General features: G+C 74.9%; 22 protein-coding genes. 11 read left to right on the top strand and 11 right to left on the bottom strand.

The window, feature by feature from the left end; all coding sequences use genetic code 11:
* Positions 1-73 precede the first annotated feature (73 nt).
* The 3 genes from fabZ to WME98_RS41910 are packed head-to-tail and all read left to right on the top strand — an operon-like array spanning position 74 to position 2,299.
* Entirely contained in the window at positions 74-460 is a 387-nt protein-coding gene (fabZ, locus tag WME98_RS41920) for a 3-hydroxyacyl-ACP dehydratase FabZ (protein ID WP_044988370.1), read from the top strand.
* A 23-nt stretch (positions 461-483) separates the two neighbouring features.
* On the top strand, positions 484-1,173 hold the full coding sequence (locus WME98_RS41915) for a TlpA family protein disulfide reductase (RefSeq protein WP_437947258.1): 690 nt from the start codon (positions 484-486) through the stop codon (positions 1,171-1,173).
* A gap of 25 nt (positions 1,174-1,198) precedes the next feature.
* Positions 1,199-2,299, top strand: coding sequence for an enolase C-terminal domain-like protein (locus tag WME98_RS41910; protein ID WP_437947257.1), 1,101 nt, complete (start codon positions 1,199-1,201; stop codon positions 2,297-2,299).
* Positions 2,300-2,348: 49 nt separating this feature from the next.
* Here WME98_RS41910 and WME98_RS41905 read toward each other — a convergent pair whose 3' ends face one another.
* Together WME98_RS41905 and WME98_RS41900 are read right to left on the bottom strand one after the other, a co-directional pair.
* Positions 2,349-3,023 carry a pseudouridine synthase gene (locus WME98_RS41905; protein WP_437947256.1) on the bottom strand — a complete coding sequence of 225 codons (675 nt, stop codon included), beginning with the start codon at positions 3,021-3,023 and terminating at the stop codon, positions 2,349-2,351.
* A gap of 14 nt (positions 3,024-3,037) precedes the next feature.
* Entirely contained in the window at positions 3,038-4,264 is a 1,227-nt protein-coding gene (locus WME98_RS41900) for a protein phosphatase 2C domain-containing protein (RefSeq protein ID WP_061622198.1), read from the bottom strand.
* A 240-nt stretch (positions 4,265-4,504) separates the two neighbouring features.
* Between WME98_RS41900 and WME98_RS41895 the strand changes: the two genes are divergently transcribed.
* Both WME98_RS41895 and WME98_RS41890 read left to right on the top strand, forming a co-directional pair.
* Complete coding sequence (locus WME98_RS41895; protein ID WP_020735437.1) at positions 4,505-4,654, top strand: hypothetical protein; 150 nt, start codon at positions 4,505-4,507, stop codon at positions 4,652-4,654.
* A 261-nt stretch (positions 4,655-4,915) separates the two neighbouring features.
* Positions 4,916-5,878 carry an FHA domain-containing protein gene (locus tag WME98_RS41890; protein WP_437947255.1) on the top strand — a complete coding sequence of 321 codons (963 nt, stop codon included), beginning with the start codon at positions 4,916-4,918 and terminating at the stop codon, positions 5,876-5,878.
* A gap of 136 nt (positions 5,879-6,014) precedes the next feature.
* Here the strand turns inward: WME98_RS41890 and WME98_RS41885 are convergent, their stop codons facing one another.
* The 7 genes from WME98_RS41885 to WME98_RS41855 form a co-directional block, all read right to left on the bottom strand.
* The gene (locus tag WME98_RS41885; RefSeq protein ID WP_061622194.1) at positions 6,015-7,154 is read right to left on the bottom strand and encodes an acyl-CoA dehydrogenase family protein; all 1,140 of its coding nucleotides are present in this window, start codon (positions 7,152-7,154) and stop codon (positions 6,015-6,017) included.
* A 76-nt stretch (positions 7,155-7,230) separates the two neighbouring features.
* Positions 7,231-7,374 carry a hypothetical protein gene (locus WME98_RS41880; RefSeq protein WP_020735434.1) on the bottom strand — a complete coding sequence of 48 codons (144 nt, stop codon included), beginning with the start codon at positions 7,372-7,374 and terminating at the stop codon, positions 7,231-7,233.
* Positions 7,374-7,658: a CcmD family protein gene (locus tag WME98_RS41875; protein ID WP_437338121.1), complete on the bottom strand. Its 285-nt coding sequence runs from the start codon at positions 7,656-7,658 to the stop codon at positions 7,374-7,376. Before WME98_RS41875 ends, WME98_RS41880 begins: the two co-directional genes overlap by 1 nt.
* A gap of 4 nt (positions 7,659-7,662) precedes the next feature.
* Positions 7,663-8,448, bottom strand: coding sequence for a cytochrome c biogenesis protein (locus WME98_RS41870; RefSeq protein ID WP_437338120.1), 786 nt, complete (start codon positions 8,446-8,448; stop codon positions 7,663-7,665).
* Between the two features lie 118 nt (positions 8,449-8,566).
* Positions 8,567-9,958 (bottom strand): TolC family protein, encoded by a 1,392-nt coding sequence (locus tag WME98_RS41865; RefSeq protein ID WP_437947254.1) that lies wholly within the window; start codon positions 9,956-9,958, stop codon positions 8,567-8,569.
* Positions 9,959-10,022: 64 nt separating this feature from the next.
* Entirely contained in the window at positions 10,023-11,597 is a 1,575-nt protein-coding gene (locus tag WME98_RS41860; RefSeq protein ID WP_437947253.1) for a sigma-54-dependent transcriptional regulator, read from the bottom strand.
* Between the two features lie 22 nt (positions 11,598-11,619).
* Positions 11,620-12,759 carry a diguanylate cyclase gene (locus WME98_RS41855; protein ID WP_437947252.1) on the bottom strand — a complete coding sequence of 380 codons (1,140 nt, stop codon included), beginning with the start codon at positions 12,757-12,759 and terminating at the stop codon, positions 11,620-11,622.
* A 180-nt stretch (positions 12,760-12,939) separates the two neighbouring features.
* On the opposite strand from WME98_RS41855, the gene WME98_RS41850 reads away from it, so the two are divergent.
* A complete protein-coding gene (locus WME98_RS41850) occupies positions 12,940-13,914 on the top strand; it encodes a COX15/CtaA family protein (RefSeq protein WP_437947251.1) in 975 nt (324 codons plus the stop codon).
* Between the two features lie 12 nt (positions 13,915-13,926).
* On the opposite strand, the gene WME98_RS41845 is transcribed toward WME98_RS41850, so the two are convergent.
* Entirely contained in the window at positions 13,927-14,619 is a 693-nt protein-coding gene (locus WME98_RS41845) for a hypothetical protein (RefSeq protein WP_437947250.1), read from the bottom strand.
* Between the two features lie 61 nt (positions 14,620-14,680).
* Here WME98_RS41845 and WME98_RS41840 point away from each other — a divergent pair, with 61 nt between their 5' ends.
* Complete coding sequence (locus WME98_RS41840; protein ID WP_437947249.1) at positions 14,681-15,256, top strand: DUF99 family protein; 576 nt, start codon at positions 14,681-14,683, stop codon at positions 15,254-15,256.
* A 9-nt stretch (positions 15,257-15,265) separates the two neighbouring features.
* Here WME98_RS41840 and WME98_RS41835 read toward each other — a convergent pair whose 3' ends face one another.
* Complete coding sequence (locus tag WME98_RS41835) at positions 15,266-16,309, bottom strand: hypothetical protein (RefSeq protein ID WP_437947248.1); 1,044 nt, start codon at positions 16,307-16,309, stop codon at positions 15,266-15,268.
* A gap of 625 nt (positions 16,310-16,934) precedes the next feature.
* On the opposite strand from WME98_RS41835, the gene WME98_RS41830 reads away from it, so the two are divergent.
* From WME98_RS41830 to WME98_RS41815, 4 genes are all read left to right on the top strand, one after another.
* A complete protein-coding gene (locus WME98_RS41830; protein WP_437947247.1) occupies positions 16,935-17,528 on the top strand; it encodes a bactofilin family protein in 594 nt (197 codons plus the stop codon).
* A gap of 168 nt (positions 17,529-17,696) precedes the next feature.
* Positions 17,697-18,545, top strand: coding sequence for an SRPBCC family protein (locus tag WME98_RS41825; protein WP_061628539.1), 849 nt, complete (start codon positions 17,697-17,699; stop codon positions 18,543-18,545).
* Positions 18,546-19,018: 473 nt separating this feature from the next.
* Complete coding sequence (locus tag WME98_RS41820) at positions 19,019-22,141, top strand: PD-(D/E)XK nuclease family protein (RefSeq protein WP_437947246.1); 3,123 nt, start codon at positions 19,019-19,021, stop codon at positions 22,139-22,141.
* Positions 22,138-26,124, top strand: coding sequence for a UvrD-helicase domain-containing protein (locus WME98_RS41815; protein ID WP_437947245.1), 3,987 nt, complete (start codon positions 22,138-22,140; stop codon positions 26,122-26,124). The genes WME98_RS41820 and WME98_RS41815 overlap by 4 nt, the downstream gene beginning before the upstream one ends.
* Positions 26,125-26,144: the final 20 nt, after the last annotated feature.

Below are 26,144 nucleotides of genomic sequence, written 5' to 3'. Positions count from 1 at the left end.
CCGAACCCAAGAGCCCGTCTCGCTCGAGATCCATCAGATCCTGTCGATCCTGCCGCACCGCTATCCGCTCGTGATGGTCGATCGGGTGACGGAGGTCACCGCCAACAAGAGCATCCGCGGCTACAAGTGCGTCGCGTACAACGAGCCCTGGTTCCAGGGGCACTTCCCCCAGCGGCCGATCATGCCCGGGGTGCTGATCCTGGAGTCGCTCACGCAGCTCGGCGGCATCCTCGCCTACGCGTCGGACCCGTTCGACGCGACGTCGAACCTCATGTTCTTCCTCGGCATCGACAAGGCGAAGTTCCGCCACACGGTGACGCCCGGCGATCGGCTCGATCTCTACGTCGAGGTGCTGCACCACCGCTCGAACGTGTGGAAGCTGCGCGGCGAGGCGAGCGTCGACGGGACGCTCTGCGCCGAGGGGGAGATGCTCGCCTCCGTCGTCGATCGCGAGCCATGATGATCGGAGAGGGAGATCGCCCCATGAGCCGGACCCCATCGTTCGCCCGCGTCGCCGCTGTCCTCTGCGCCTCCTTCGCCCTGTCGCTGCCGGCCGGCTGCGGCGGCGCCGCGCCCCCCGCCCCCCCGGCGCCCGAGGCGGGCGGCGGCCTCGTCGGCTCGGCGGCCCCCGAGCTCGCGGCCGAGGTCGTGAGCGGCGAAGGGCCCGCCACGCTCAAGGAGGCGGGCGGCAAGGTGGTGATCGTCGACTTCTGGGCGACCTACTGCCATCCCTGCCGGAAGTCCTTTCCCAAGTACCAGGAGCTCGTCGAGCGCTTCGGCGGCGGGCTCGCCGTGCTCGCCGTCGCCCTCGACGCCCCCGAGGACGTCTCGAAGGAGCAGCTCGTCGCGTTCGCGGACGAGGCAGGCGTCAAGTTCAAGATCCTCTGGGACAAGGACCAGAGCGCGGTGAAGAGCTATAGCCCGCGGCGGATGCCGACCGCCTTCATCGTCGACCGGCGCGGCGTCGTGCGTCACGTCCACGCGGGCTACGAGGACGGCGAAGAGGAGAAGATCGCCCGCGAGATCGAGGCGCTGCTCGGCGAGGCGGCCCCTCCGCCGGCAGCAGCGCCGCCGGCCGATCCGAACGCGGCGGCGCCGGCGGCAGCTCCGAACGCGGCGCCTCCCCCGGCCGAGGCGCCCGCGCCGAACGACGGCGCCCGCCCCTCCCCGTGAGCCTCGCGAGGCGGCGGCTATCCTCATGTCCCCTACCCTGATCCAGCGCGTCTCGGTCGAGGCGCTCGACATCCCGCTGCACGAGCCGTTCGGCATCGCCGGCGGCGCGCAGGAGCGCGCGGCGAACCTCCTCGTCACCGTGGAGCTGGCCGACGGGACGCTCGGCTTCGGCGAGGCCGCGCCGCTCCCCGCCTTCAACGGCGAGACGCAGGAGGCGTCGCGCGCCGCCGCCCTCTCGCTGCGCGCCGCCGTCGTGGGCGCGGACGCGCGCGCGTGGCGCGCGATCGCGGTCGCGCTCCGCGCCGCGGCGGGCGGCGGCGCCGGCGCGGCGCGCTGCGCGATCGAGACGGCGATCCTCGACGCGCTCACGAAGCGCGCGGACATGCCGCTCTGGGCCTTCTTCGGCGGCGCGGGGACGGCGCTCACGACCGACATCACCATCACCACGGGCTCGCCGGAGCGCGCGGAGGAGGCCGCGCGGCGCGCCTCGGCCATGGGCTTCCGCGCGCTCAAGGTGAAGGTCGGCGGCCGCCTCGCCGCGTCGGACCCGGCGCGCCTCGAGGCGATCGTCGCGGCGGCGCCGGAGGCGTCGCTGATCCTCGACGGCAACGGCGGGCTCACGGCGGCCGAGGCGCTCGCGCTCGTCGCACACGCGCGCCGGCTCGGCGCGACCGTCGCGCTCCTGGAGCAGCCGGTGCCGCGCGACGACTGGGACGGCATGAAGGAGGTCACGCGGCGCGCCGGGGTCGACGTGGCCGCCGACGAGAGCGCCGCCTCCGCGGCGGACGTCCTCCGCGTCGCGGCGGAGCGCGCGGCGACCGTGGTCAACATCAAGCTGATGAAGGGCGGCATCGCCGAGGCGCTCGACATCGCGGCGGTCGCCCGCGCGGCGGGGCTCGGCCTGATGATCGGGGGGATGGTCGAGTCGGTGCTCGCGATGACGGCGTCCGCCTGCTTCGCCGCCGGCCTCGGCGGGTTCTCGTTCGTCGATCTCGACACGCCCATGTTCCTCGCCGAGAACCCCTTCGACGGCGGCTTCGCCCAGCGAGGCCCGGCCCTCTCGCTCGACGGGGTCCGGGCGGGGCACGGCGCCGCCCCGAAGCGCCGCGATCCGGAAGCCGCCTAGCGCGCTCCAGGCCCCGCGAAGGAGGATCGCCGGCGCGCCGCGGACGCGCTCACGCCCCAGGCGCCGCGCCGATCCACGCCGGCACGCCGAGCTGGTCGAACGGCCCTCGCAGGTCGTCGGGCAGCGGCGCGGCGATGCGCAGCTGCGCGCCCGTCTCGGGGTGGGCGACGGCGAGCTCGGCCGCGTGCAGCGCGAGGCGGTGCAGCGCGTAGCGCTCGCGGAAGAGGCGGTTGTGCTCGCCCTTGCCGTAGTTCACGTCGCCGATGATCGGGTGGCTGATGTGCTTGAGGTGCCGCCGCACCTGGTGCAGCCGCCCCGTGCGCGGGCGCGCCTCGACCACGGCGTAGCGCTCGAGCGCGTGGAGCCGCTCGAACTCGGTGACGGCCGGGACGCGCGGGCCCCCCTCGCGCCGCGGGATCGGGTGATCGATGCACCCGCGCTCCGGCGGGACGCCGCGGACGAGCGCCAGGTAGCGCTTCCGCGCGAGGCCCTGCTCGAACTGCGCGCCGAGCAGCGCCGCCGCGGCCGCGTCCAGCGCGACGAGCAGCACGCCGCTCGTCGCCCGGTCGAGGCGGTGGACCGGGAACACCTTCCGGCCCAGCGCCCGCTCGGCGAGATCGACGAACACGACCGGCGCGCTGCCCCAGCCGCGGTGCACGAGCAGCCCGGACGGCTTCGCGAAGGCCGCGACGCGATCGTCCAGGTGGAGCAGGGAGAGCTGCATCGCGGAGGCGCCGCTCAGCCGGTCCCCAGGGCGAGGTACCGCGCGAGCCGCTGGTACAGGGCCGCGGCGAGCTCGGCGTCGTGCTCGCACACCTCGGCGAAATCGTCCTTGCGGATCCGGATGAGCCGCGTCCGCGCCGCGGCGACCGGCAGGTCGCCCTTGCGCCGCGCGCCGACGAGCGACTCCGGGAAGAGCAGGCCGGAGGAGATGATCCGCCGCCCGTCGGGCAGGTCCACGGCCCCGTCGAGCACCAGGTAGGCGACCAGATCGCTCGCGACGTCGCGCGGGATGCGATCGCCCGCGCCGAGCTCCACCTCGACGCCCGCCGCGAGCGCCCCGAGCACCGCGGCCGGGCTCATGCCGGCGAGGAGCGGGCACGCGGACAGCACCGAGAGGTCGCGCGAGGACGGACCGGCGTCGTCCGCGCGCTTCACGAAGCGATCCATGATGTCGATGACGATCACGCTCGCGTTGTCGAGCCCGCCGCGCTCGCGCGCGTGCTTGAGGAGGCCCTCGGCGACGTCCTGGGGGCCGCCCTTCGCGCAGAAGCGGGAGAGCGACGCCTCGCTCTCGATCGCGTTGTGCACCCCGTCGGTGCAGAGCAGGATGCGATCGCCGCGCGAGAGATCGACGAACAGGGTGTCGACCGAGACGGTGCCGGCGAGCCCGATCGCGTTCACGAGCGGGTTGCGCTGCGGCTTCCTGGCCGGGGTCGGGGTGCCGGCCGCGCGGAGCGTGTCGTAGAGGGCGTGGTCCTGCGTGAGCTGGACGGTCGTCGTCGGGCGGACGAGGTACGCGCGGCTGTCGCCCGCGTGGGCGAAGAAGGCCCGGCTGTGCGCGAGCACCACGAAGTCGAGCGTCGTGCCCATCCCCTGGTAGCTCGGCTCGGTGCGGCGCGCCTCCAGGATGGCGGCGTGCGCCGCCTCGCCCACGCGGCGGAGCAGCGCGAACACCTCGCGGCGCGCCTCGATGTTCGGGTCGGCCACGTAGGCGTCGAGGATGGCGGCCGCGGGCGGGCGGAGCACCTCATCGCGCACCGTGTCGATCGCGATCTGGGCGGCGACCTCGCCGGCGGCGTGGCCGCCCATGCCGTCGGCGATGCCGAAGAGGGCGAGCTCGGGGCAACAGAGGATCCGGTCCTCGTTGCTCGGGCGGACGAGGCCGACATCGGTCGATGCGGCGAACTCGATGCGATAGTCGAAGCGCGGGAGGATCCGGGACACCGCGACCAGGATAGACACCGTGCGGGCGGCGTCAAAATCGCGCGGCGCTCGGCGACCGCGCGGTCGCTCCGCGCCCGCTCGCCTGCGCTCGTCCGCGCTCGCCCCGACCCCGCGCCGCGCGATCGTTGCCGGGGCCACGCCGGCGCGGCCCGGCACGCCCTGCGCACCGGCCGCGGCGAGGCCGTGCCCCCGGCGGACACACCAGCGTGCAACGCGCACGGATCCACGGTTGGCCCGACTCTCGCGTCTTCTGGGGGCATGCAACTCATCGAGGTGGACGTCGGGCGCTTTCGGCTCGAATTCGGCGGTGGGCTCGGGCTGGAGGTCATCCTCCTGTTCAGCCGCTCGGTCGCCTTCTGGCGCTGGGGCGGCGAGCTCGTTGCGGAGGTCAGCGTCGGCGTGAGCTGAGCCGGACATCCGTCGTCTCGCCCCTCGCCCGGCGGCCGCAGCAGATTCGGGACGTGCAGCGAAAGAGCCTCAGACGAAAAATTCCGGTAGGATTCGGCTCGACCGCATGAGGCCTTGCTGCTGTCTGCCATCCACCACGCTCGCTCCTGCCGCGGCGCCGCCGCAGGCCCGCACAGCGATTCCGCCGTTCACGCTCGAGCCTGGCAGGCCGGCGCCGCGAGCGATCCCGCGCGCGACTCGGCGCGTCGTCTGGAGCGCGCGATGACCGTGCAACCGCGGATCGACGTCGCGACCATGCGGCGCGCCCTGTCCACCGCCGAGGCGGTGATGGCGCTGAACCCGCCCGAGTCGCCGATGATCGAGGGCTACCGGCTGTTCCGGGTGTCGGGCGGCGACGTCGCGTGGCTGGACATGCCCGCGAACACCGGCGCGTACGCCGTGTTCGGCTCGCACCCGCGCTGCGACGTGAAGTTCGCGTCGGGCGACGACGTGTGCGTGCGGCACCTGGTCGCCACGTGCTGCAACCTGCCCGACGGCGGCTTCGGCCTGCGGCTCATGGACCTGCAGACCTCGATCCCGTTCTTCGTGGACGACGACGTGCCGCGGCGCTCGATCGTGGTCAGCGGCCCGCTGCTCGTGCGCATCGGCAAGCACGTGGTCGGCGGGCTCCCGGTCGGGCCGCGCGCCTCGTCGCGGGTGCTGCAGGTGAGCTCGTGCGGGATGAGCGAGCCGCCGCGCGGGATCGAGAGCGTCTCGGAAAAGCCCGCGGACGGCGCCGTGCCCCCGTCGCCGACCGAGGGCATCACGACCAGCCACCGCTTCGCCCGCGGGGAGATCTCGCACATCACGTCGGTGCGGCCCGTCTCGCACATCGAGGAGATGGTCGCGCCGCGCGCGAAGACCGGGTACGTGCGGCTCACGCTGCAGTCGAGCGAGCGCAGCGCCGCGGTCGAGCTGCCCGAGAAGGCGCTCGAGGACGGCGTGCTGCTCGGGCGCGCGGACAACTGCCTGGATCGCGGACTGCGCGCCGTCCTGAGCACCCACATCTCGCGGACCCACCTGCTGCTCCTGCGCGACGGCGCCGAGGTCATGGCCCTCGATCTCTGCTCGACGAACGGGACGAGGTACGCGGGCCAGAAGGTGCGCCGCGTGATGATCCCCGCCGAGGGCCTGGCCCTCACGCTGGGCCCCGAGCTGACGCTGATCTGGCACCCGCAGACGTGACGCCGTCCGCCCTCGCGGCGGGCCGGCGCGGGGGCGGCGCGCGCCGGCGAGGGCGTCGCGAGCCGGCGAAGGGCGGGACGCCGGGCGAGGCGATCGCTCCCCCGGCGCCCTGCCGGCCCCCGCGGCGCGCCGCGCGCTACGACAGGAGCTGGCGCGCGATGACGATGCGCTGGATCTGGCTCGTGCCTTCGTAGATCTGGAGGACCTTCGCGTCGCGCATCATCTTCTCGACGGGGTACTCCTTGACGTAGCCGTTGCCGCCGAACACCTGGACGGCGTCCACGGCGGTCTGCATGGCGCTGTCGGCGCCGTAGGCCTTCGCGAAGCTCGAGACGATGGGGTCGCGCACCCCGTGATCGAGGTTCCACGCGGCCTTTTGGTAGAGCAGGCGCGTCCCCTCGACGCGGATCGCCATCTCCGCGAGCATCCACTGGATCAGCTGGTGGTTGCCGATCGGCTGGCCGAACGTCTTGCGCTCCTTCGCGTAGGCCACGCACTCGTCGAGGCAGCGGCGCATCAGGCCCGTCGCGGCCGCGCCGATGTCGGGGCGGGTCTGGTTGAAGGTCTCCATCGCGAGCTTGAAGCCGTGCCCCTCCGCCGCGAGGAGGTTCTGCTTCGGCACCTTCACGTCCTCGAGGAACACCTGCGCGGTGTCGCTCGCCCGCTGGCCGAGCTTGTCCTCCTTCTTGCCGACGCGGAGGCCGGGCGTGTCCCGATCGACGATGAACGCCGCGATCCCCTTGTGCCGGAGCTCCGGGTTCGCGGTCGCGAAGATCACGTAGTAGCGCGCGTAGCTCGCGTTCGTGATCCAGCACTTCTGCCCGTTCAGCACGTAGTCGTCCCCGTGCTTCGTGAAGCGGGTCTTGAGCCCCGCGACGTCGCTGCCCGCGTCCGGCTCGCTCGTGCAGTAGCTCGCCATGATCGGCTCGGCGGTGAGCATGCCGAGGTACTTCTTCTTCTGCTCCTCGCTGCCCGCGAGCTTGATGGGCGTGAGCGCGAGCCCGTTCGCGAGGAAGCTCGTCTGGATGCCGGTACAGCCGTACGAGAGCTCCTCGGCGAGGAGGGCGTTCTCCATCTCGCCCATCCCCGGGCCGCCGTACTCGGCCGGACAGGTCGGGTTGACGAGGCCGATGTTCCAGCCCTCCACGAAGACGTCCATCGGGAAGGACGACTTCTGATCGCACTCGGCCGCGATCGGGGTGATGCGCTCCTTCGTGAAGCGACGCGCCGTATCGATGAGAGCCTTGTGCTCTTCGCTCAGAGAGAAATCGACCACGTGACCTCCGGCTAGTACGGCAGGGACGGCGCTCGCCGCGCCCGCCGGCAACGGGGACGAGGGCTCGCGCCCCCCCTCACTCCTTCATTCTGCGCTTGCGTCGCTCGAGCTCGGCGCGCACGGCGCGGCTGCCCAGGATATAGCCGATGATCAGCCCCAGCATCAGCACCACGGGGATGTAGAGCGCGTGCTGCGGGGTCATCTCCCCGAGGTTCGGCATCAGCTCGTTCCCTGCCCCGCGCCCGCGCCCGCCCGCGCCTTCCGCACGGCGGCCTCGAGCGCGTCGATGCGCCGGTCGATCTGCTTCTGCCGGCGCCAGGAGAGGAAGACGAGCCCGAAGATGATGAGCCAGATCGCGGCGTAGGCCTCGACGAGCAGCTTCTCGCCGCTCTGCATCTCGTTCCCGCCCTCCACGGGGCGGAACGCCTGCGCTCGGTCGTCCGTGGCCGTGCCCGTCGGTTGCTGCAGGGCCGCGTGGGAGAACAAGGAATGAAGGGATTTCACGTTGTCAGTCCTCTCCGATACCGACTTCGAGGGCCTCTTGCTCGAGCTCCGCGAGCCGCGCGGACGCGAGATCGACGCGGAGGCGCGACCACAGGAGCGCGAGGGAGAGCAGGGTGAACGAGAGGAAGCCGAAGCCGAGCGCCAGCTTCATGTCGGGGTGCCCGAGGCCACCGCCCTTGCCCGTGATGACCGTGGGGTGGTTACCGCCCCACATCTTCACCGAATAATGGATGATCGGCAGGTTGGCCGCGCCGAGGACGCCGAGGGCCGCGGCGAACTTGCGCTCGGCCTCGCTGTCGCCCGTGAAGGCGCGGAGCACGACATAGGCGATGTAGATAAGGACGCTGAGGAGCGAGGTCGTCAGGCGCGGGTCCCACGTCCAGTACACGCCCCACGCCTTGGCGGCCCACAGCGGGCCGGTGATGAGGACGATGAGGCCCATGGCCACGGCGACCTGCGCGCCGGCCTTCGCCAGCGAGTCCCACCACTGCGTGCCGCGCGCGAGGTAGCCGGCCGAGCCGATGAAGCAGGCGGTCGCGCCGAGGTACATCGCGTAGCCGGCCGGGGCGTGGAAGTAGAAGATCTTCTGCACGACCCCCATCGAGGCCTCCGTCGGCACGACGTAGGCGACGAAATGGAGCGTCCCGATGATGGCGAGGGCCGACGCGGCGAGCAGGACCGAGAACGCGATGGTGGAGGCGCCCGACGCGCCGCCCGCGCCGCGCCGCGCCGCATCCCCGCTCGCCGCCAAAGCCACCCTGCGCGGCGCCCGCTCGTCGTTGGCTCCCATATGCTGGCGCGCCACCGTAGTGCCAAGGACGGTCGCGTTCAAGCCGCGGTGAAGGTCGGACGGGGACGGCCAGGCGCCGGCGAGGCAGCCCACGCGCTCAGCGCGGCCGCCCCCTCGGTCACGTGCCGTCCGGAGCGATCGCGTCCCAGCCCGTCGCCTTCGCGAGGCGCGACATCGCCATGTCGAGCTCCATCGTCGCGTTCAGCTGGCTGAAGCGGTTCGTGGCGTACGCCTTGGCTGGATCAATCAAGTCCTTCTCCGCCATGGTCCCGACGTCGATTCCTTGCTGGACCATCACGAGCCAGCGCTTCCCGTACCTGGCCGCCTTCGTGTAGGCGTCGAGGCGCTTCTGCGCCTCCACGACCTCGGCGTAGGCGGTCTCGACCTCGGTCGCGACCCCGCCCATGGCGAAGCGCTGCGTCGCGGCCATCTCCTCGAGCTGCGCCTCGGCGAAGCGGATGCGCGCCGACTGCGGGAGCAGGTCGAGCTTCCACTGCAGCACGAGCGCGGCGCCGTAGTGGAAGTAGTTGCCGGGGTCGCTGGTGAACGGGTTCAGCTGATCCGCGACCTCGGGCGCGGCGCTCACCCCGGCCTGCAGCCCGATGCCGATGTCGGGGAACAGCTGCGCGCGCGCGAGCCGCACCTGGGCGGACCGCGCGTCGAGGCCCGCGCGCGCCTGCGCGAGCTCCGGCCGGTACAGGCGCGCCGCGGTCAGGTAACGGCTGACGTGCCCGAGCCGGTGCTTCGGCGGGCGGATCGGGAGGTCGGGGATGTCGAGCTCCGGGACGCCCGTGTAGAAGCGCAGCCCGGCCAGCGCGACCGCGATGTACTTGTCGACCTCGGCCCCGCGCGCCTCGAGCTCGGCCCCGAAGGTCTGCAGCTTGAGCAGCTCGATCGGATCGCCCTCCTCGCTCTCGACCTGCTCCTCCAGGCGCCGGAGCGCCTTGTCCATCTCGGTCCGCACGTCCGTGAGCAGGCTCCGCGAGTCGCGCGCGAGCTGGAGGCCGAAGTAGGCCTTGCGGACGTCGAGCCGCACCGCGTCCCGCTCCTTCTCCACGCTCGCCTGGTTCACGCGGACGTTCGCCTCGGCGGCGTCCCAGAGGCTCGTGATCTTCCCGAAGGTCCAGAGCGGCACCACCCCGTCGATGTTCGCGCGCCAGGCGACCCCGAGGCTCGAGGTGAGCGAGACGTCGGTGTTCGGGCTGAAGATGTTGTTGCCGCGGACGGTCGGCGCGAGCGCGACGCCGCCGGTCAGCTTGAACTGCGAGAACGGGGCGTAGTGGGCCTCGTCGAGCTGCGCGCGGACCTGGCTCAGCTTCGCGCGGGCGGCGAGGACGTGCGGGTGGTTGCGATCGGCGAGCGCGAGGACGCGCGGGAGATCGAGGACCACCGCCGCCTGCCGCCGGGGAGCGCCGCCGGTGTCGGCGGCGGCGGCGGGGAGCGGGGCGAGCCGGACCGCGAGGTAGACGGCGGCGGCGACAAGAGCACCTCGTGCAGCGCGTCGGGCCATTTTCGGCGCAACGTAGCACGAGCTGGCCACGCGCTTGCGCGGCGCGCTCTGCCCGCCGCGCGCGTCAGCCCGCGCCGCCCCTGCGCGGCGGCGCCGCCGCCTCCGCGTCGTCCCCCTCCCCTGTGCCTTCCCCCTCCCCTACGCCGTCCCCCTCCCCTGCGCCGTCCCCCTCCCCTGCGCCTTCCCCCTCCCCCGCGCCTTCCCCCATCGCCGCCTCGTCCCCCCGCGACGCGACCTTTTTCTTGAGCCTCCGGAAATTCGAGCGATCCATCCCCGCCTGCCGCGCCGCCTCGCTGAGGTTGTTGCCGGTGCGCTGCAGCAGGCGCCCGATGTAGATCCGATCGAACGCCTCGATGGCGCGCTCCTTGGCCTCCGCGTACGGGAGCTCGCAGAGCTGCGCGGGCAGGACGAGCGCGTCCCTCGGCGGGCGCCGATCCGGCCCGGCGCGCCCCGACACCGCGGGCGGCAGATCCGCGGGCAGGATCGCGTCGCCGCGCGCGGAGAGCACGGCGTGCTCGATCGCGCTCTCGAGCTCGCCCGCGTTGCCGGGCCAGGCGTACTCGCGCAGGAGGCGCGCCGCCTCGGGGCCGATCCGCGCGACGCCGCGCCCGTGCCGGCGCGCGCACCGGTGCAGGAAGTGGCTCGCGAGCAGCGCGATGTCCTCCCGGCGCCGGCGGAGCGGCGGCAGCTCGATGACGACGACGCCGAGGCGGTAGAGGAGGTCCTCCCGGAAATCGCCAACGGCGGCGCGCGCCCTCAGGTCGGCGCACGTCGACGCGATGACGCGGACGTCGACCCGGCGCGGCGCGTCCGCCACCACGGCGGCCCCCGCCGCGGCGACCTCGCCGTGCGTGAGGACCCGCAGCAGCCGGGCCTGGGCCGCGAGCGGCAGCGCCGAGACCTCGTCGAGGAAGAGCGTGCCCCCGTCCGCGGCGTCGATCAGGCCCCCGCAGGCGCCGCCGTCCGGCGCGACGCCGCGGCCCTCGCCGAAGAGCTCCTCCTCGGCGCGCGGCGCCGGGAGCGCGCTGCAGTCGACCGCGACGAACCGCCGCCCGGCGCGCGGCCCGCGCCGGTGGACGGCGCGCGCGACGAGCTCCTTGCCCGTCCCGCGCTCGCCGACGAGCAGGATGGGCGCGGCCACGGACGCCACGCCGAGCGCCCTCCGGTAGGCGTCCTGCATCGCGGCGGAGCTCGCGATCACCTCGCCGAGCTGCTCGTGCTCGCCGACGCGCTCCTCGAGGGCCCGCGCGCGGCCCTCGAGCCGCCGGCGCTCGATCGCGCGCTCGACGGCGATCGAGAGCGCGGCCTCGGGCTCGACCGGCTTCGTCACGAAGGCGTACGCGCCGGCGCGCACGGCCGCGACCGCGGCGTCGAGCTCGGCGTGGCCGGCCATCACCACGACCTCGACGTCGGGGTGCGCCGCCTTGATCTGCGCGAGCACCTCGGCGCCGCTCATGCGCGGCATGGCGAGGTCGAGCAGCACCGCCTCGACGCGGGTGGTCGCGAGCAGCCCGAGCGCCGCGGGGCCGTCCTCCGCGGTGAGGACGTCGAAGTCGCGCACGAGCGCGCGCGCGAGGTTGCGGCGCTGGGCCGGCTCGTCGTCGACGAGGAGGATGCGGGCGCGAGCTCGGGCGTTCACGAGGCGGAGCGGCGGGGCGGGACTAGAGCGGCTTGCGCGGGGGGAGATCGGTGCCCCGGCGCGTCTGCGGCTCCCTCGGCTCGTCCGTGGCCGCGGCGAAGGCGGGATCGCTGGACTTCCGGAGCTTGGGCGGGGGCGGCGGGGGCGGCGGATCTGCGCTCCCCGTCGGCGTGTAGATCTGGCCGTGCTGCTGGAAGACACAGATCCGGTTGCCGCCCTCGCGCTTCGCCTGGTGGAGCGCGCTCTCGGCGGCGCGGATCAGCGCGTCCTTGGAGCGGACGTCGCGCGAGGGGTAGAGCGAGACGCCGATCGACACGCTGCACGGCCGCGACGCGCCGCCGAACTCGACCGGGTTGCCGGACGCCTCGCGCCAGATCCGCTCCGCCACGGTCAGCGACCCGGCGAAGTGCGTGCTCGGCAGGACGATGAGGAACTCCTCGCCGCCGTAGCGCGCGACCACGTCGACCTCCCGGACCGAGCGGCGGATCCCGTCGGCCACGCGCCGGATCACCGCGTCGCCGAGGGTGCGCCCGCCGATCTCGTTCATCGCCTTCAGCCGATCGATGTCGACGAGCACGCAGGCGAACGGCTCGTGGTAGCGCTCCGCGCGCTTGAACTCCTCGTTGAGCCGCGTGAAGAGGTAGCGGTAGTTGTAGAGCCCCGTCATCTCGTCGTGGATGGAGAGCTGCTCCAGGTACGCGCGCTGTGCGGCGACGTGGTCGTGCAGCCGCTTGATCCGGAGCATCGCCCCGACGCGCGCGAGGAGCTCCTCCTCCTCGAACGGCTTGCACACGTAGTCGTCGGCGCCGATCTTGAGCCCCTCGACCCGGCTCGCCGTGTCGGCCTTCACCGTGACCAGCACGACGGGGAGGAACGACTCGGCGGTCATGCTCTTCAGCAGCCGGCACGCCTCGAGGCCCGTGAGCCGGGGCATCACGATGTCGAGGAGCGCGAGGTCGACCCCGCCGCGCCCGATGAGCTCGATCGCCTCCTGGCCGTCGTCGACCGCCTCGACCTGGAAGCCGGCCTTGTGCAGGATGCTCACCAGCATCTGGCGCGCGAGGCGATCGTCGTCGGCGACCACGATCCTCGCCGGTCGACTGCTCAGGAGCTCGGCCGGCACGGAGAGCGGAGCGCCTCGGATGTCCTCGCTGTTCGGCACGGGCACATCCTCCCTTCGGGCGGGGCCGGGCGCAACGAGATCGCACGACAGCGGAAGCCCGCTCGCCGCCGGTCGCGCGGGCCGCTCGCCGGCGCGGCGCCGGCCGCCGCGGGGGTCGCGCGCGGCGTCGCCGGTCGCGCGCGGGCTGCCGTCGCGCTGGTTTCGCGGTAAGGACCCCGCATGAATCAGGCGCGGTTCTGGAAGCTCGCGGCGCTCGCGCTGGCGTTCACGCTCGGCGTGATCCTGTGGGGCGCGTTCGTGCGCGCGACCGGCTCGGGGGCCGGCTGCGGCAGCCACTGGCCGACGTGCAACGGCGACGTCATCCCGCGTTCACCGAGCGCGGCGACCTTCATCGAGTTCACCCACCGCGCCACCTCGGGCGTCGCCTTCCTGCTCGTCGCCCTGCAGCTCGTCTGGGCGCTGGTCGCCTATCCGGCGGGGCACCCGGTGCGCGGCGGCGCGGCGGCGTCGATGCTGTTCATGGTGACCGAGGCGGGGGTGGGCGCCGGCATCGTGCTGCTCGAGTACGTCGCCCACGACGCGTCGGCGGCCCGCGCGCTCTGGATGGCGGTGCACCTCATCAACACGTTCCTGCTCGTGGGCGCAATGACGTGCACGCTCTACTGGGCGCGCGGCGGCCGGCGGGTGCGCCTGCGCGGCCAGGGCGCGACGGGCGCGCTGCTCGCCGCCGCGCTCGCGGGCGTCCTCGCGGTGGGCGTGACCGGGGCGATCGCGGCGCTCGGCGACACGCTCTTCGCGGCGGGCTCGCTCCGCGAGGGCCTCGCGCAGGACTTCTCGCCCGCGGCGCACTTCCTCGTGTCGCTGCGCGTCCTGCACCCGGTCGTGGCGGCGGTCGTGAGCGTCTACCTGCTCTACGCCCGCGGCGCGATCGCGGCCCGGCGCCCCTCGCCGCTGGTCGAGCGGCTCTCCGCGGCGACCGGCGGGCTCGTGCTGCTGCAGATCGGCGCGGGGGTCGTCAACCTGCTGCTGCTCGCGCCGGTGTGGATGCAGCTCGTCCACCTCCTGCTCGCCGACGCGCTCTGGATGGTCCTCGTCACCCTCGCGGCCGCCGCGCTGAGCGAGGAGGTCCCGGCGCCGGACGCGGGCGCGCGCGGTGAGAAGGCGCGGCCGGCGGCGGTCGCCACGCCGGGGTAGGCCGCCGGCGCGCTAGAGGTCGCCCGAGCTCCCGTCGCCCTGCTCGGAGTCCTGCGAGATCGTGCGGCGGACCGCGCGCTGCCGCGTCGGCCCGGCCTGGGCCGCGGCGCTCTGCGCGGGGAGGGACGCGGGGAAGTCGACCTGGAGCACCATCCCCTGGTCGGTCTCGATCACGCGGTAGGTCGCGTCGGTCTGCGCGCGCAGCTCGATCACCATGTCGAGATCGTTGCCCTGATCGACGAGCTGCACCTGGCTCACCGGGGTCGCGAAGAACGAGGTGACGAGCGGGAACCGGTTCGTCTGGATCGCCCCCGCCCCCTTCATCCGGTAGACGAGGCGCCCTGCGGCCTTCGACTCGGCGACGTCGACCTTGCCGCCGTGGATCTGCACGAACACGCGCGAGCCCCCGGTCGGGAGCATGCGGAAGCCCGGGAAGGTGGCGACCGGCCGCCCGGTGAGGTCGGCCTGCGCGTCCTTCGGCTTCGGCTTCGGCTTGCGCGCGCGCTGCCGGGCGGGCTGCGGCGCGCCAGCGCTCTGGCTGCGCGGGCTGCCGGCCGCCGCCTTCTGCGGGGCGGCGGCGTTCGCGGGCGCCGGCGCGGCCTTCGGGGCGGCCGGGGCGGCGGGCGCGCCCTGCGCGAGGGCGAGCGGCGAGGCGAGGCCGAGGGCCAGCGAGAGGCTCAGCGAGAGATGCCGGGGAGGTCTCACGCTACCAAGTACAGCACGCGCGCCTGGTCCGGAAAAGACGGCAGCGCGTTAAGCTCGGCGCGTGCCGCCCCGCGTCGCCCGCCTCTCGCACGTCATCGGCGTCGACGACGCGCCGTTCGCCCGCGATCACCGCGGCGACGTGCCGGTGATCGGGGCCGTCTTCGCGGGGCTGCGCCTCGAGGGGGTGCTCTCCACCCGCGCCCGCCGCGACGGGCGGAACGCCACCCCGGCGATCGCCGCGATGATCCGGGGCTCCCGCTTCTACGCGCAGGCGCAGGTGGTCCTGCTCCAAGGGATCGCGGTGGCGGGGTTCAACGTGGTCGACATCGCGGCGCTGCGCGACGCCCTCGCCCTCCCGGTCGTGGTGGTGGCGCGGCGCCTCCCGAACCTCGACGCGATCCGCGACGCGCTGCTCTCGCGCGTGCGGGGCGGGCGCCGCAAGTGGGCGCTCATCGAGCGCGCCGGGCCGATGGAGCCCGTCGGCGGCGTGTACGTGCAGCGCGCCGGGATCTCGCTGGAGGACACGACCGCGCTGCTCGCGCGGCTGGCCGTGCACGGCCACCTCCCCGAGCCGCTGCGCGCCGCGCACCTCATCGCCGGCGGGCTGACCACCGGCGAGAGCCGCGGGCGCGCGTGACGCGCGGGGCTACAGCGGGAGGCGGCTCGCGGCCTTGGCGGTGCCCGGCGTCTCGGCCTTCTTCCCGCGGCCGGTCACCTTCGAGTAGATGACGTCGAGGTTGGCGGTGATGTCGAGATAGAACTGCGCCGTGGGGCTGTAGAAGAAGTTCCTCCGCCTGCCGTCGAGGCCGATCTGGAGGTTCGTGTTGTTGTACCCGAGCGTGAGGTCGACGACCTCGAAGATCGGGTAGTTCAGGCTGACGTCGAAGGCCGTCTGCGGCACGTACGTGGGCCCTTGAGAGCCCTCGTAGGGGGCGCAGCCGGTGGCCGTCTCGGCGCATCCCCCCTCGAACTCGTGCTTGAAATCGCTGAGCAAGGCGAAGCTCGTCCCCAGGGAGAGGTCCTGGTAGAGCGGCACGTCGACCTGGAGGCTCGTGGCCAGACGATCCATCGCCAGCGACGTGCCGCTCAGCTGGTCGTCGGGCGCCGTCTCGCCGCTCGGGGTCATCCGCGGTCGCGCGAGGCCCTCCCGCACCGGCGTGTACGAATCCGAGAACAGGTGGGAGTAGCTCACGCCGAGCGTCGCCGTCACGTGGTTGAGCCCGTCGGCCTTCGCGCCGAGGAGCTTGACCTTCTGGATGAGCTGCGGGCCCACCGACACGGTGAAGTACTTGCCGGAGTTCCAGCTCGCCGGGGAGGTCGGCAGGATCAGGCGCAGCCGCATGGCGGCGTCGGTCTTGTACTCGCCGCGGTCCGCGCCGCCGCTCTCCCAGAGCTCGCGGCTGTACCGGCCGTTGAGCGCGATGTCCTTGAACTGCGGCTCCCGGTAGGTCGTCGTGATGTCGCTGTTCGTGAGCTCGGTGACCCAGCCGATCTCGGCGGACACCGACACCTTGTCCTTCGGCCGGTCGAGCACGTAGAAGTTCGGCCGGAAGGTGAAATCCCAGCCGTAGACCTGGTCGGCAGGGATGTACTCCCCGCCGACGCCGAACAGGGTCGTGCTGGCGCCCTGGTTCCAGGTGAACGTCGACCCGCGCCAGCGCAGGGTCGTCTCCTCTTCCTCCTCCAGCACGGCGTCTGCCGCGGTGCCCTGGCTCCACCGCACCGCGGGCGACGTGATCGGCCCTGGCTCCGGTCCCGGCGTCTGCGTGGGCGACGGCGGCTCCGCCGGAGGCGGCGGCTCCGCCGGAGGCGCCGGCTCCGCGGGCTGAGCAGCAACGGAAGGCGCAGCACCGGGCGCGGCAGCGGCACCGGGCGCGGCAGGAGCGGCGGGAGCGGCAGGGGTACCGGGAGCGGGCGCGGACGCTTCCAGGGCAGCCGGCGCGGGAGCCGTCGGCTGAGCTGGCACGGCGGGCGGAGCCGGATCGGCCGGCGGAGCCTTCGGCGGCTCGGGCGGCGTCTGCGCGGACGCCACCGAGATGCTGCCCAGGACACCGGCAGCCACAAGCAACGAACGGAACGTCATCTGCACTCCCTCTCCTGGTCCCTTCGGACCCTCACGCTCCACCGCGCGCTCGGCCAGACGTCCGCCCGCGCTCCGCACGCCCCCCGGCCCCCAGGCGCCGGGAACCCGCCCCCTTTGCAGAAAACGTACCCCGCAGCAATTTATCCACAAATCATCGAAATGATTACATATTCATGGCCACCGCCGCGCGCGCGTTACCCCGCTGACGCGCGCCGCCGTTGCGAATGTGACGATGGCTGAAGTAAGCCAACAGGCCATGGACCCGATGTCCTTCCCGGGCGACAGGGACTCACCCCTCTCGTCGCGATCCCCCGGAGGCCCCCGCGGCGACGACACAGGGGGCCACAGGCCCACCGAGATCAACGCCCTCCTGGGCCGCGGCACGCACTTCGAAGGCAAGCTCTTCTTCGAGGGCCGCGTGCGCATCGACGGCAGCTTCCGCGGCGAGATCCGCGGCGAAGACGTGCTCGTCATCGGCGAGGGGGCGCTCGTGATCGGAGAGATCCACGTGGTCACCTGCATCGTCACGGGCGGCGAGGTCCAGGCGAGCATCCGCGCCCGCGACGCCATCGAGCTCTACGCGCCCTCCAAGGTGACCGGCGCGCTGCACGCGCCCGCCATCTTCATCGATCGCGGCGTGCAGTTCGACGGGTCGTGCAAGATGGCCCCGCTCGAAGACGACGCTGGCGAGCGGCCTCTGCGGCCGCCCGCGGCGTCCTCCGAGCCCGACGCCGATGTCGCCGGACAGGGCGCGAAGACCGCCGAGGACAGCGGCGGCGGCGCGCAGCGCGGCGCGACCGCGAAGCGCTCCGACGCGGATCGCTGAATTCCGACCTCCGCCGAAGATCGCACATTTTCTGTAGCGTGCAGGGGTGCGGCTGCCCGCTCAGCGAGTTAGATCTATCGAGCGGCCGCGCTCTCGCCGCCCGAGGCGCACGCCCGCGACGTGGCCGGCAGCCACACGCCGACGGACGCTGCTCGCACAGGAGAGTCCATGAAGAAGTGGTGGTCCCTGTCCCTGATCGCCTTCTCGCTCGCCGTCCTCGCCCTCTCGCTCTCGCCGCGCGCGGCCCGCGCCGCCGACGCCGAGTCCGAGAAGCTCGCTTCGCTCGGAAAAGCGCTCCGATACACGCTGAAGACCACCGGGCCAGCCTCCACGATCGACACCGGGGGCGCGGCGATCCTCATCAAGGCGCCCCTGCCGGCCGTCCGGAAGATCGTCACCTCCTACGGTAGCTACAAGTCGTTCATCACCTCCTTTGACCAGAGCCGCGTGCTCGCGAAGCGCAAGGGCACGAGCGAGGTCTATCTCCAGGTGCCTATCCTGAACGGCGCCGCGCACATCTGGACCGTCGCCGACATGTCGCCGCCCACGAAGGACGGCGCCGACGAGGTGATCTCCGGGCGCCACAAGCGCGGCAATGTCGCCGACTTCCGCGCCCGGTGGCGGCTCCGCGCGGTCGACGAGCACCACACGATCCTGAAGCTCGAGCTCTTCGTGGACCCGAAGCTCCCCTTCCCGCCCTCGGCCGTCACCACGCAGCTCGCCCGGGCGGCCGACAAGGCGGTGACCGCCGTGCGGAACCGCGCGCAGGCCGAGGCGCCCGCCAGCGCGCGGCCGAGCACCACCGCCGCTGCCGATCCCGGCGCACCGCCCAGCGCCGCCCCGACCGCGACCGCCTCGAGCGCACCCGCGACCGCCTCGGGCAGCGCCGCCCCGGCCGCGCAAGCCAGCGAACAGGGCCGTACGAATGCAGCTCCGGCCCCGTCCGAGGTCGCGTCCGAGATGCCGCCGGCCGAGGACGACAGCGTGCGTCGCCACAAGGACATGGCGCGCCGGTAGCTATCCCCTCCATCGGTTGGGCGTCTCCCGACCGAGCGAACCAGCCGACCTCCCCCGCAGTCGCTGTCGAGATCGCCCGCGACGCGCATCGTGAGGCGCTGTCGCCGCCGGCAGCCGCCGCCGACCGCCGAGCCTGTTGATAACCGGAGAGCGCCCCGGGCGTGCCCTCTTGCCGCCCGGCCGCTTGCAATTCCGCAGGATTACGGGCGATCGCCGCCCGGTCCGCCCGCGGTTCCCAACGGGCTTTTCAACACGCCTTCCGATCTTCCCACAAGAATTCCCACATTCCGCGGGAGTTTTTCAACAACCCACGCGCCCGGCGGAGGTTGCGAGGGGACGGATGCATGAAGTAAAGGCTCTGCGGTGAGGTATCCCTTGCCGGACGAGCATCCAGGCGCACCGGCGCGCTCCCAGCGTCCTGCCGCGCCGGGCGCCCGCGCTTCCCAGGAGCGGCGACTGGCCGTCTCGTGGCGGTGATCAGGACATCGCTCCTCATCGTCCCGACCGAGCGGCACGTCGAGCGTGAGCTCGCCGCGCTCGACCCGCGCGCCGCGGGCCAGGAAGTGCGCTCTCGGTGGAGCTTCGTGTCCGAGGCGCTCGCCCTGCTGGCGCCGGACGTCGCCGTCGCGAGCCCGCAGGCGACCCGCCTGGCGACCCGGCTCGCCCTCGACGCGCTGCCGCCGGACCGGCTCAGACAGCCGGCCGAGCCCGCCGCGCGCGTCGCGCTCGCGCACGCCCTGGACCGCGCCCTCGGGAGCTTCCGGCGCGCCGGGACGTCCCCGGCAGACCTGCGGGCGCTCGGCACGGGGTACGCGGTCGCCATCGCCGAGGTCCTCGAGCGGGCGGACGCGGCCCTGGGGGCGGCGCGCCTCGTGGACCCGCGCGGCGCAGGGTTCCTGCTCGGCCGGGCGCTCCGGTCCGCGGGCGCGGCGGGCGCGCTGCCGCTGCCGCGCAAGGTCACGATCCGCGGCGCCGTCGGCTGGGAGCCCGACGATCTCGCCTGGGTCGAGGCGCTCCACGCCGCCGTCCGCGCCTCGGGCGGCGCGGGCGTGACGGTCGAGCTGCCCGCGCTGCGGGGCGACGGCGCGGCGGCGGTCGCCGACGTCCTGGAGCGGCGCTGGGCCTCGCTCGACGACGCGCCGGAGATCGCGTGGGTGCCCGACCGGGAGGCGGAGCCGCTCGCCGCGATCGGCGCGAAGACCGCGGAGGGCGAGGCGCGCGCCGCCGCCGCCGAGGTGGCCGCCGCGCTCGGGCGCGGGGTGCCGCCCGAGCGCATCGCCGTGGTCGTGCCCGCGCTCGACGACGCCGCGCTCGAGCCGCTCCGGGCCGCGCTGGCCGACGCGGGCGTCCGCTTCTCGGAGCCGCGCGGCCGCGCCGCGGCGAGCTGCCCCGACGGGCGCGTCGCGCTCGCGATCCTCCGCCTCGCCGTGGGCCCGGTGCGCCGCGAGCAGGCGATCGAGATCCTCCGCGCGCCCGGGGTCCACGCCGGCGCCTGGGTGGACCGCGCGTCCGCCGCCGAGGCAGAGAAGCGCTCGGCCGACCTCGCCCACCGGCTGCGCGACGTGCCCGTCGAGGTGGATCGCACGGGCCGCCTGCTCATCGAGAGCCTCATCTCGGTCGTGGCCGCACGCCGCGCGGACCGCCGCGCGGGGCCGCCGCGGGCCGCCGGGCGCGACGCGCGGCTCGAGGAGGCGGAGCTCGATCTGGGCCTTTCGACGCTGCGCCGCGCGGGCGACGCGCACGGCGACGACGACGAGGCGTGGATGCCGCACGCGCTCGAGCGGCTGCTCGCGAGCGCCCGCTGGATCGGCGAGGCGACGACGCGGCCCGAGATCGTGCGGCGCTTCGTGTCGCTCCTCGACAAGCTGAGCTTCGGGGAGCCCGGCGTCGAGGAGCTCCGCGCGGCGCTGCGCGGGGAGCGGCGGAGCGGCGGCGCGATCGCGCTCGAGGCGATCGGCGCGATGGGCCAGAGCGCGCGGGCCGCGCGCGCGATCCGCGAGCAGGCCGAGGCGCTCGCGCGGGCGGCGCGCGATCTCGGCTGCGAGGATCGCCCCGCCACCGCGGCGGAGGTCTACGCGGAGCTCGAGCGGGCCGCCGCCGAGCAGGGCGCGGGGCCGCGCGGCGACGCGGGCCGCGCCGGCGCGGTGCGCGTCGACGTCGCCGCCGGGCTCGCGGCGCTCGAGCACGACGTCGTGGTGGTGACCGGGCTCGACGCGCGCGCCTACGGCGGCAGCCCCGGGGCGGACGAGACGCTGCTCGGTGAGGCGCTCCGCGCGAGGCTGCCGGCGCCGAGCCGCCCCGCGTCGGGGCGCGAGCGCCAGGCGGCCCAGCGCGCGGAGCTCGGCTGGGCGCTCGCCGGCGCGCGCAGCGTCGCCGTCTGCTTCACGCGCGGGGACGACAGCGAGCCGAACGAGCCGCACCCGGTCTTCGCGGCGGCCGTCGCGGCGGGCGCTCCCCAGCGGACGGAGCCGGCCTCGCGCGTGGCGCCGGACGCGGCGGCGCTCGGGCCGCGCGACGCGGAGCTCATCGCCCTCGCGGGCGGCGGGCGGCCGGCGCCGGACATCGCCGAGCGGGTCCGGATCGAGCGCGCCCGCGCGGACTTCTTCCTGGATCCGCGGGCGCCGATCGATCGCTACACGGGGCGGGTCCTGCTCGACGAGGATCCAGCGCTCGGCGCGCAGCTCCGGGCGGCGATCGGCGGGGCGCACCCGGACCGGCCGATCGCGGTCACCCACATCGAGCGCGCCGTGGGCTGCGCGTTCGCGGGGTTCGCGCGCCGCGTGCTGCAGGTGCGCCGCGCGGAGGACCTCGCGGAGTCGGCCGACGCGCGGGAGCGCGGCACGCTGATCCACCGCGCGCTGCAGGCGTCGTTCGAGGCGCTGCGCGAGCTCGGCCCGGACCGCGATCCGGCCGAGCAGCTCGCGGCCGCGCGCGCGGCGGCGGAGGCGGCGCTCGGCGTGTCGGCGCCCATGGCCCCGCTCCGCCGCGAGGCGGTCGAGAAGGCGATCGCGGACGTGATGGAGGTCGTGGTGCGCGCCATCGACGGGGAGGAGTCGTCGCCGGAGCTCCGCTTCTTCCTGGCCGAGCGGCGGTTCGGCGCGGGGGAGCCGCCCCCCTGGCAGCCGCTCGAGCTGCCGCCGTCGGACGACGACGAGGAGGGCGCGCCGAGCCTGTGGGTCGACGGGCAGATCGACCGGATCGATCGGTCGACGGACCAGCGCGTGGTGCGGGTGGTCGACTACAAGACCGGCAAGCTCCCCGACGCGAAGGAGCGGCGGCGGGCGCTCCAGCTGCCGCTGTACAGCGCCATCGCGGCGCGCGCGCTGGGCGCGGAGGAGGTGCGCGCCGTCTACATCGGCGTGCGCCAGCGCGGGCTCATCGAGGTGTGGCCGGGCAAGGTCGACGAGCAGCGCGCGCTCGCCGAGGGCTGGGCCGAGGCCGGGCGCGCGGCGCGGGCGGCGGTCGTCGCGCTCTGGCAGGGCAAGGCCGCGCCGCGGCCGGTGGTGGCGACGATGTGCGCGCGCTGCGACGCGCGCGACGTGTGCCGGCGCCCCGCGGTCGTGCCGACGGACGAGGCGGCGGAGGAGGTCGCGTGAGCGCGGCGCCGCGCGGGGCGGAGCTCGCCGAGGGCGACGCGCTCATCTACGCGTTCCGCCGCAACGTCGTGGTCGCCGCGAGCGCCGGCACCGGCAAGACCCACCGCCTCACGGCGCTCTACGTGCTGCTCACGCTCGGCCTCACCTCCGTCGGCCAGGCCGACGCCGCGACCGCCGCGCCGCCGGTGCCGCCGGACCGCATCGTGGCGACGACGTTCTCGCGCGCGGCGGCGCGCGAGATCGCCCACCGCATCGAGCGGTCGCTCCGGGAGATCGCCCGCTGGGACGGCGCGTCGAGCATCCCCTTCGCCGACATCCTCCGCGCGCGGCAGGCGGCCGTCGCCGGTCCGCCCGGCGCGGGCGGCGGCGCGGCGCTCTCGCTCTCCGAGCTGCGCAAGCGCGCGGAGGACGCGCTCGCCCGCCTCCCGGCGGCGCGCATCGACACGCTCCACGGCGTCGCCAAGCAGATCGTCGACCGGCACGCGATCGCGATGGGGCTCTCGCCCTCCGCCCGGATCCTCGACGAGGAGGAGGCGCAGGCGCTGAGCGACCTCGCGGTCGACGAGGCGCTGAGCCGGGCGTTCGCCGAGGGGGGCGAGCGCGCCGAGGCCGCGCGCGCGCTCGTCGCCGCGACGGGCGGCGTGGAGGGCGCGCGGAGCGAGGTCACGCGGCTGCTCGACCGGCTCGACGAGGACGGCCTCGCGCCGCGCCGGCTCGCGGTGTCCGACCACGCCGCCGAGGCCCGCGCGCTCGCGCGGGAGCTGCGCCGCCTCGCGGTCGAGAGCGCCGCGCTCGGCGGCGCGGCGTTCCGCGAGCCGGCGGCGGCGCTCGCCGCGGCGCTCGGCCGCGAGGGCGACGGCGCGCCGTTCCCCGCGAGCGCGGCGAGCGCCCCGCTGATCGAGCTGCTCACGCAGCGCAAACCGCACAAGAGCAAGTGCACGCCGGCGGACGAGGCGCTGCTCGCCTTCCGGGAGGCGCTGCCGGGCGAGACGAACCGCGACAAGGCGCTGCAGCTGCTCGGCTTCCTCCGCGAGGCGCCGGCGCTGTCGCGCCGCGAGGCGCAGATCGTCGAGCTGCTGGAGGAGATCCGCGAGCGGCTCGCGGCCATCCGCCGCACCGAGGGCGGCCTCGGGTTCGGGGACCTGCTGCGCGCCGCCCGCGACGGCCTGCGCGACGATCCGGCGATCGGCGAGGCGGTCCGCGGGTCGGTCGACGTGCTGCTCGTCGACGAGTTCCAGGACACGAGCGCGGTGCAGCGCGATCTCGTGTACCTCCTGCGCGAGCGGGGCGACGCTGCGCTCGCGCGCCCGGCCGGCGTCGCCCCGACGGCGGCCGGCCTGTGGGGCCACGGGCTGTTCCTGGTCGGCGATCGCAAGCAGTCGATCTACGGGTTCCGCGGGGCGGACGTGTCGATCTTCTGCCGCGTCTGCGCGGAGCTCGCGGGCGCCGCCGCGGGCCGCGCGCTCGAGCTCTCGCCCTCGCTGTGGTCGCCCGAGCCGAGCGCCGATTTCGTCGCGCTCCGCGAGAGCCGCCGGTCGACGCCCGAGCTGCTCGCGTTCATCAACGCGTTCTCGGCGCGCGATTTCGCCCAGGATCGCGCCCCCGGGGCGAGCGACGGCGGCGCGGGCGCGCCGCGCGAGTTCGAGATCGCCTACAGCGCGGCGGAGCACCTCGTCGCGACGCCGGGCGGGGCCGCGCGCGGGCCGACGCAGGTCGTGCTCGTCGACGACGACGGCAGCGCCCCGGACGGGGTCGACGCCCTCGTGCGGGACGCGCGGGGGCAGCTGCGCGAGGCGCTGATCGCGGCCGCGTACATCGCGCGGCGCGTCCGCGGCGCGGGCGCCGGCGGCGGGGCGGCGGAGCGCGCCGGCGGCGGGGCGGCGGAGGGCGCCGGCGGCGATCTGCGCTTCCGCGACGTCGCCGTGCTCGCCCGGCGCCGGAGCACCATCCCCCTTGTCGAGCTCGCCCTCGCGCGCCTCGAGATCCCGTACGTGGTGGCGGGCCGGGCGCTCTTCGACGCGCCGGAGGTGCGCGACGTGGCCGCGATCCTCCGCCTGCTGCTCGATCCGCGCGATCGCCTGGCGCTCGCGACGGTCCTCCGCGGCCCGGCGGTGGCGCTCTCCGACACGGCGCTCGCGGTCCTCGCGCCGCCGGGCCGCGGGCTCACCGTCCCGCTGCTCGGCCGCTGGTCGAGCGCCGGGCTGGCGCCCGGGGGCCCGGAGGACGAGGGACCCGGCGGCGCGCGCCCCCCCGCCGCGCTCGCGCGGCTCTCCCCGGCGGATCGCGAGCGGCTCGAGGCGTTCCGCGCCCGCTTCGCCGGCCTGCGCGGCGCGGCGCTCCGCTCGACGCCCGGCGAGGCGATCCGCGCCGCGATCGCCGCCTTCGATCTCGACCGCGTCCTCGCCGCGCTCCCCCGCGCCCAGGCCCGGATCGGCAACGTCGACCGGCTGATCTCGATCGCCCGCCGCCGGGGCGGCTCGCTCGCGAGCTTCGTCCGCTGGCTCGAGCGCCGGATCCGCGACGAGGCGGACGAGCCCGAGGCCGCCGTCTTCTCGCCCGAGGACGACGCCGTGCGGCTCACGACGATCCACGCCAGCAAGGGGCTCGCTTTCCCGGCCGTGGTGCTCCTGGATCTCAACGCGGAGCCCCGCGCGGAGCAGCCCGGCCTGAGCTACGTCCCCGCCGCGGGGGATCGCCCCGCCGCGCTGCTCGTGCGCCATCACGCGCGGCGCGTCGACCGGACGTCGCGGCTCGGCGCGCTCTACGACGTCGAGGCGTCGGCGCACGGGCCGTCGTTGCCCCTCAGCACGCCCGCGCTCCAGGCGGCGCGCGCCGAGGTGCGGGCGCGGGAGCGGGCCGAGCGGCAGCGGCTCACGTACGTCGCGATCACCCGCGCCGAGCGCGAGCTGGTGCTCGTCGGCGCTTCGGCCAAGCCGCGGAGCGGCTCGGCGTGGCTCACGCTGAAGGGGCCGAGCGCCGAGGACGCCGCGCCGCTCGCCGGCGCGATCGGCGCGACGCTCGAGGCCCGCTCGCTCCTCGCGGAGGCCAGGCCGCCTGCGCCTGGCACCGACGCGTACGCGCGCGCCGCGCCGGTCCCCCGGACCGCGCCGGCGGCGGGGCCTGCGCGGGCGCGGACCGTGCTGATCGCGGCCGCCTCGCTCGCGGCGTTCCAGGGGTGCGCGCGCCGCTTCCGGCTGCGGCACCTCCTCGGGATCGGGGAGCCCGCCGGCGAGGGCCAGCTCGGCCTGTTCGACGTCGAGGGCCCGCCGGAGCTGCCGGGCGAGGAGCGCGTCGAGCTCGAGGACGGCGCGGATCCTCGCCCGCCCGGCCGCGCCGCGCACCGGGTGCTCCAGCGCTGGCCGCGCGCGCGCTGGGGAGAGCCGACCGAGGCCGCGGACGTCGTCGCGCGGCTCGCCTTCGAGGGGCTCGCGCCCCACGGCCCGGACGCGCTGCGCACCGCCGAGGGCATCGCCCGCTTCCTGGGCGGGCCCTATGCGCGGCAGGCGCGCGGCGAGGAGGCGGCGCTCCTGCGGGAGGAGGCGCTCGTGCTCGACGTCGAGCCCCAGGGCGCCGGAGAGCGGCGCGGGGCGAGGCTCGCGCTGTCGCTCGCGATCGATCTGGTGGTGTTGCATCCGGGCGGGCTGGTCGACGTCATCGAGGTCAAGCGCGCGCGCCCCCGGGCGGATCTCGCGCCCTACGAGCTCCGCCTGCGGGCGTACGCGCTCGCGTTGCGGAGGCGCCACCCGGACCGCCCGATCCGCGCCGGCGTGCTGTTCCTCGGCGCCGAGGTGGAGCCCGTGTGGCTCAAGGGGTCGGGCCCGATGGGGGCGATCGCCGACGAGGAGCATGCGCGGTTCGAGCGCGAGCTCGCCCGGCTCGCCGAGCGCTTCTCCGAGGCGACGGCGGAGGGCCGCTTCGACGGCGTCCCGGTCGAGGCGTGCCGCAGGCTGCGCTGCGGCTTCGTGCGGGCGTGCCACGGCTAGCCTCCTCGCCGGGGCGCGGC

The sequence above is a fragment of the Sorangium sp. So ce296 genome (assembly GCF_051529605.1).
Taxonomy (GTDB): Bacteria; Myxococcota_A; Polyangia; order Polyangiales; family Polyangiaceae; genus Sorangium; species Sorangium cellulosum_D.
This window is presented reverse-complemented; position numbering and strand designations above follow the sequence as displayed.

What these genes read in the sequence shown, in the direction of transcription:
- fabZ (WP_044988370.1), top strand. Translation starts at nt 74, where the DNA reads ATGGTCGATCGGGTGACGGAGGTCACCGCCAACAAGAGCATCCGCGGC.
- WME98_RS41915 (WP_437947258.1), top strand. Translation starts at nt 484, where the DNA reads ATGAGCCGGACCCCATCGTTCGCCCGCGTCGCCGCTGTCCTCTGCGCC.
- WME98_RS41910 (WP_437947257.1), top strand. Translation starts at nt 1,199, where the DNA reads ATGTCCCCTACCCTGATCCAGCGCGTCTCGGTCGAGGCGCTCGACATC.
- WME98_RS41905 (WP_437947256.1), bottom strand. Translation starts at nt 3,023, where the DNA reads ATGCAGCTCTCCCTGCTCCACCTGGACGATCGCGTCGCGGCCTTCGCG.
- WME98_RS41895 (WP_020735437.1), top strand. Translation starts at nt 4,505, where the DNA reads ATGCAACTCATCGAGGTGGACGTCGGGCGCTTTCGGCTCGAATTCGGC.
- WME98_RS41890 (WP_437947255.1), top strand. Translation starts at nt 4,916, where the DNA reads ATGACCGTGCAACCGCGGATCGACGTCGCGACCATGCGGCGCGCCCTG.
- WME98_RS41880 (WP_020735434.1), bottom strand. Translation starts at nt 7,374, where the DNA reads ATGCCGAACCTCGGGGAGATGACCCCGCAGCACGCGCTCTACATCCCC.
- WME98_RS41870 (WP_437338120.1), bottom strand. Translation starts at nt 8,448, where the DNA reads ATGGGAGCCAACGACGAGCGGGCGCCGCGCAGGGTGGCTTTGGCGGCG.
- WME98_RS41865 (WP_437947254.1), bottom strand. Translation starts at nt 9,958, where the DNA reads ATGGCCCGACGCGCTGCACGAGGTGCTCTTGTCGCCGCCGCCGTCTAC.
- WME98_RS41850 (WP_437947251.1), top strand. Translation starts at nt 12,940, where the DNA reads ATGAATCAGGCGCGGTTCTGGAAGCTCGCGGCGCTCGCGCTGGCGTTC.
- WME98_RS41830 (WP_437947247.1), top strand. Translation starts at nt 16,935, where the DNA reads ATGGCTGAAGTAAGCCAACAGGCCATGGACCCGATGTCCTTCCCGGGC.
- WME98_RS41825 (WP_061628539.1), top strand. Translation starts at nt 17,697, where the DNA reads ATGAAGAAGTGGTGGTCCCTGTCCCTGATCGCCTTCTCGCTCGCCGTC.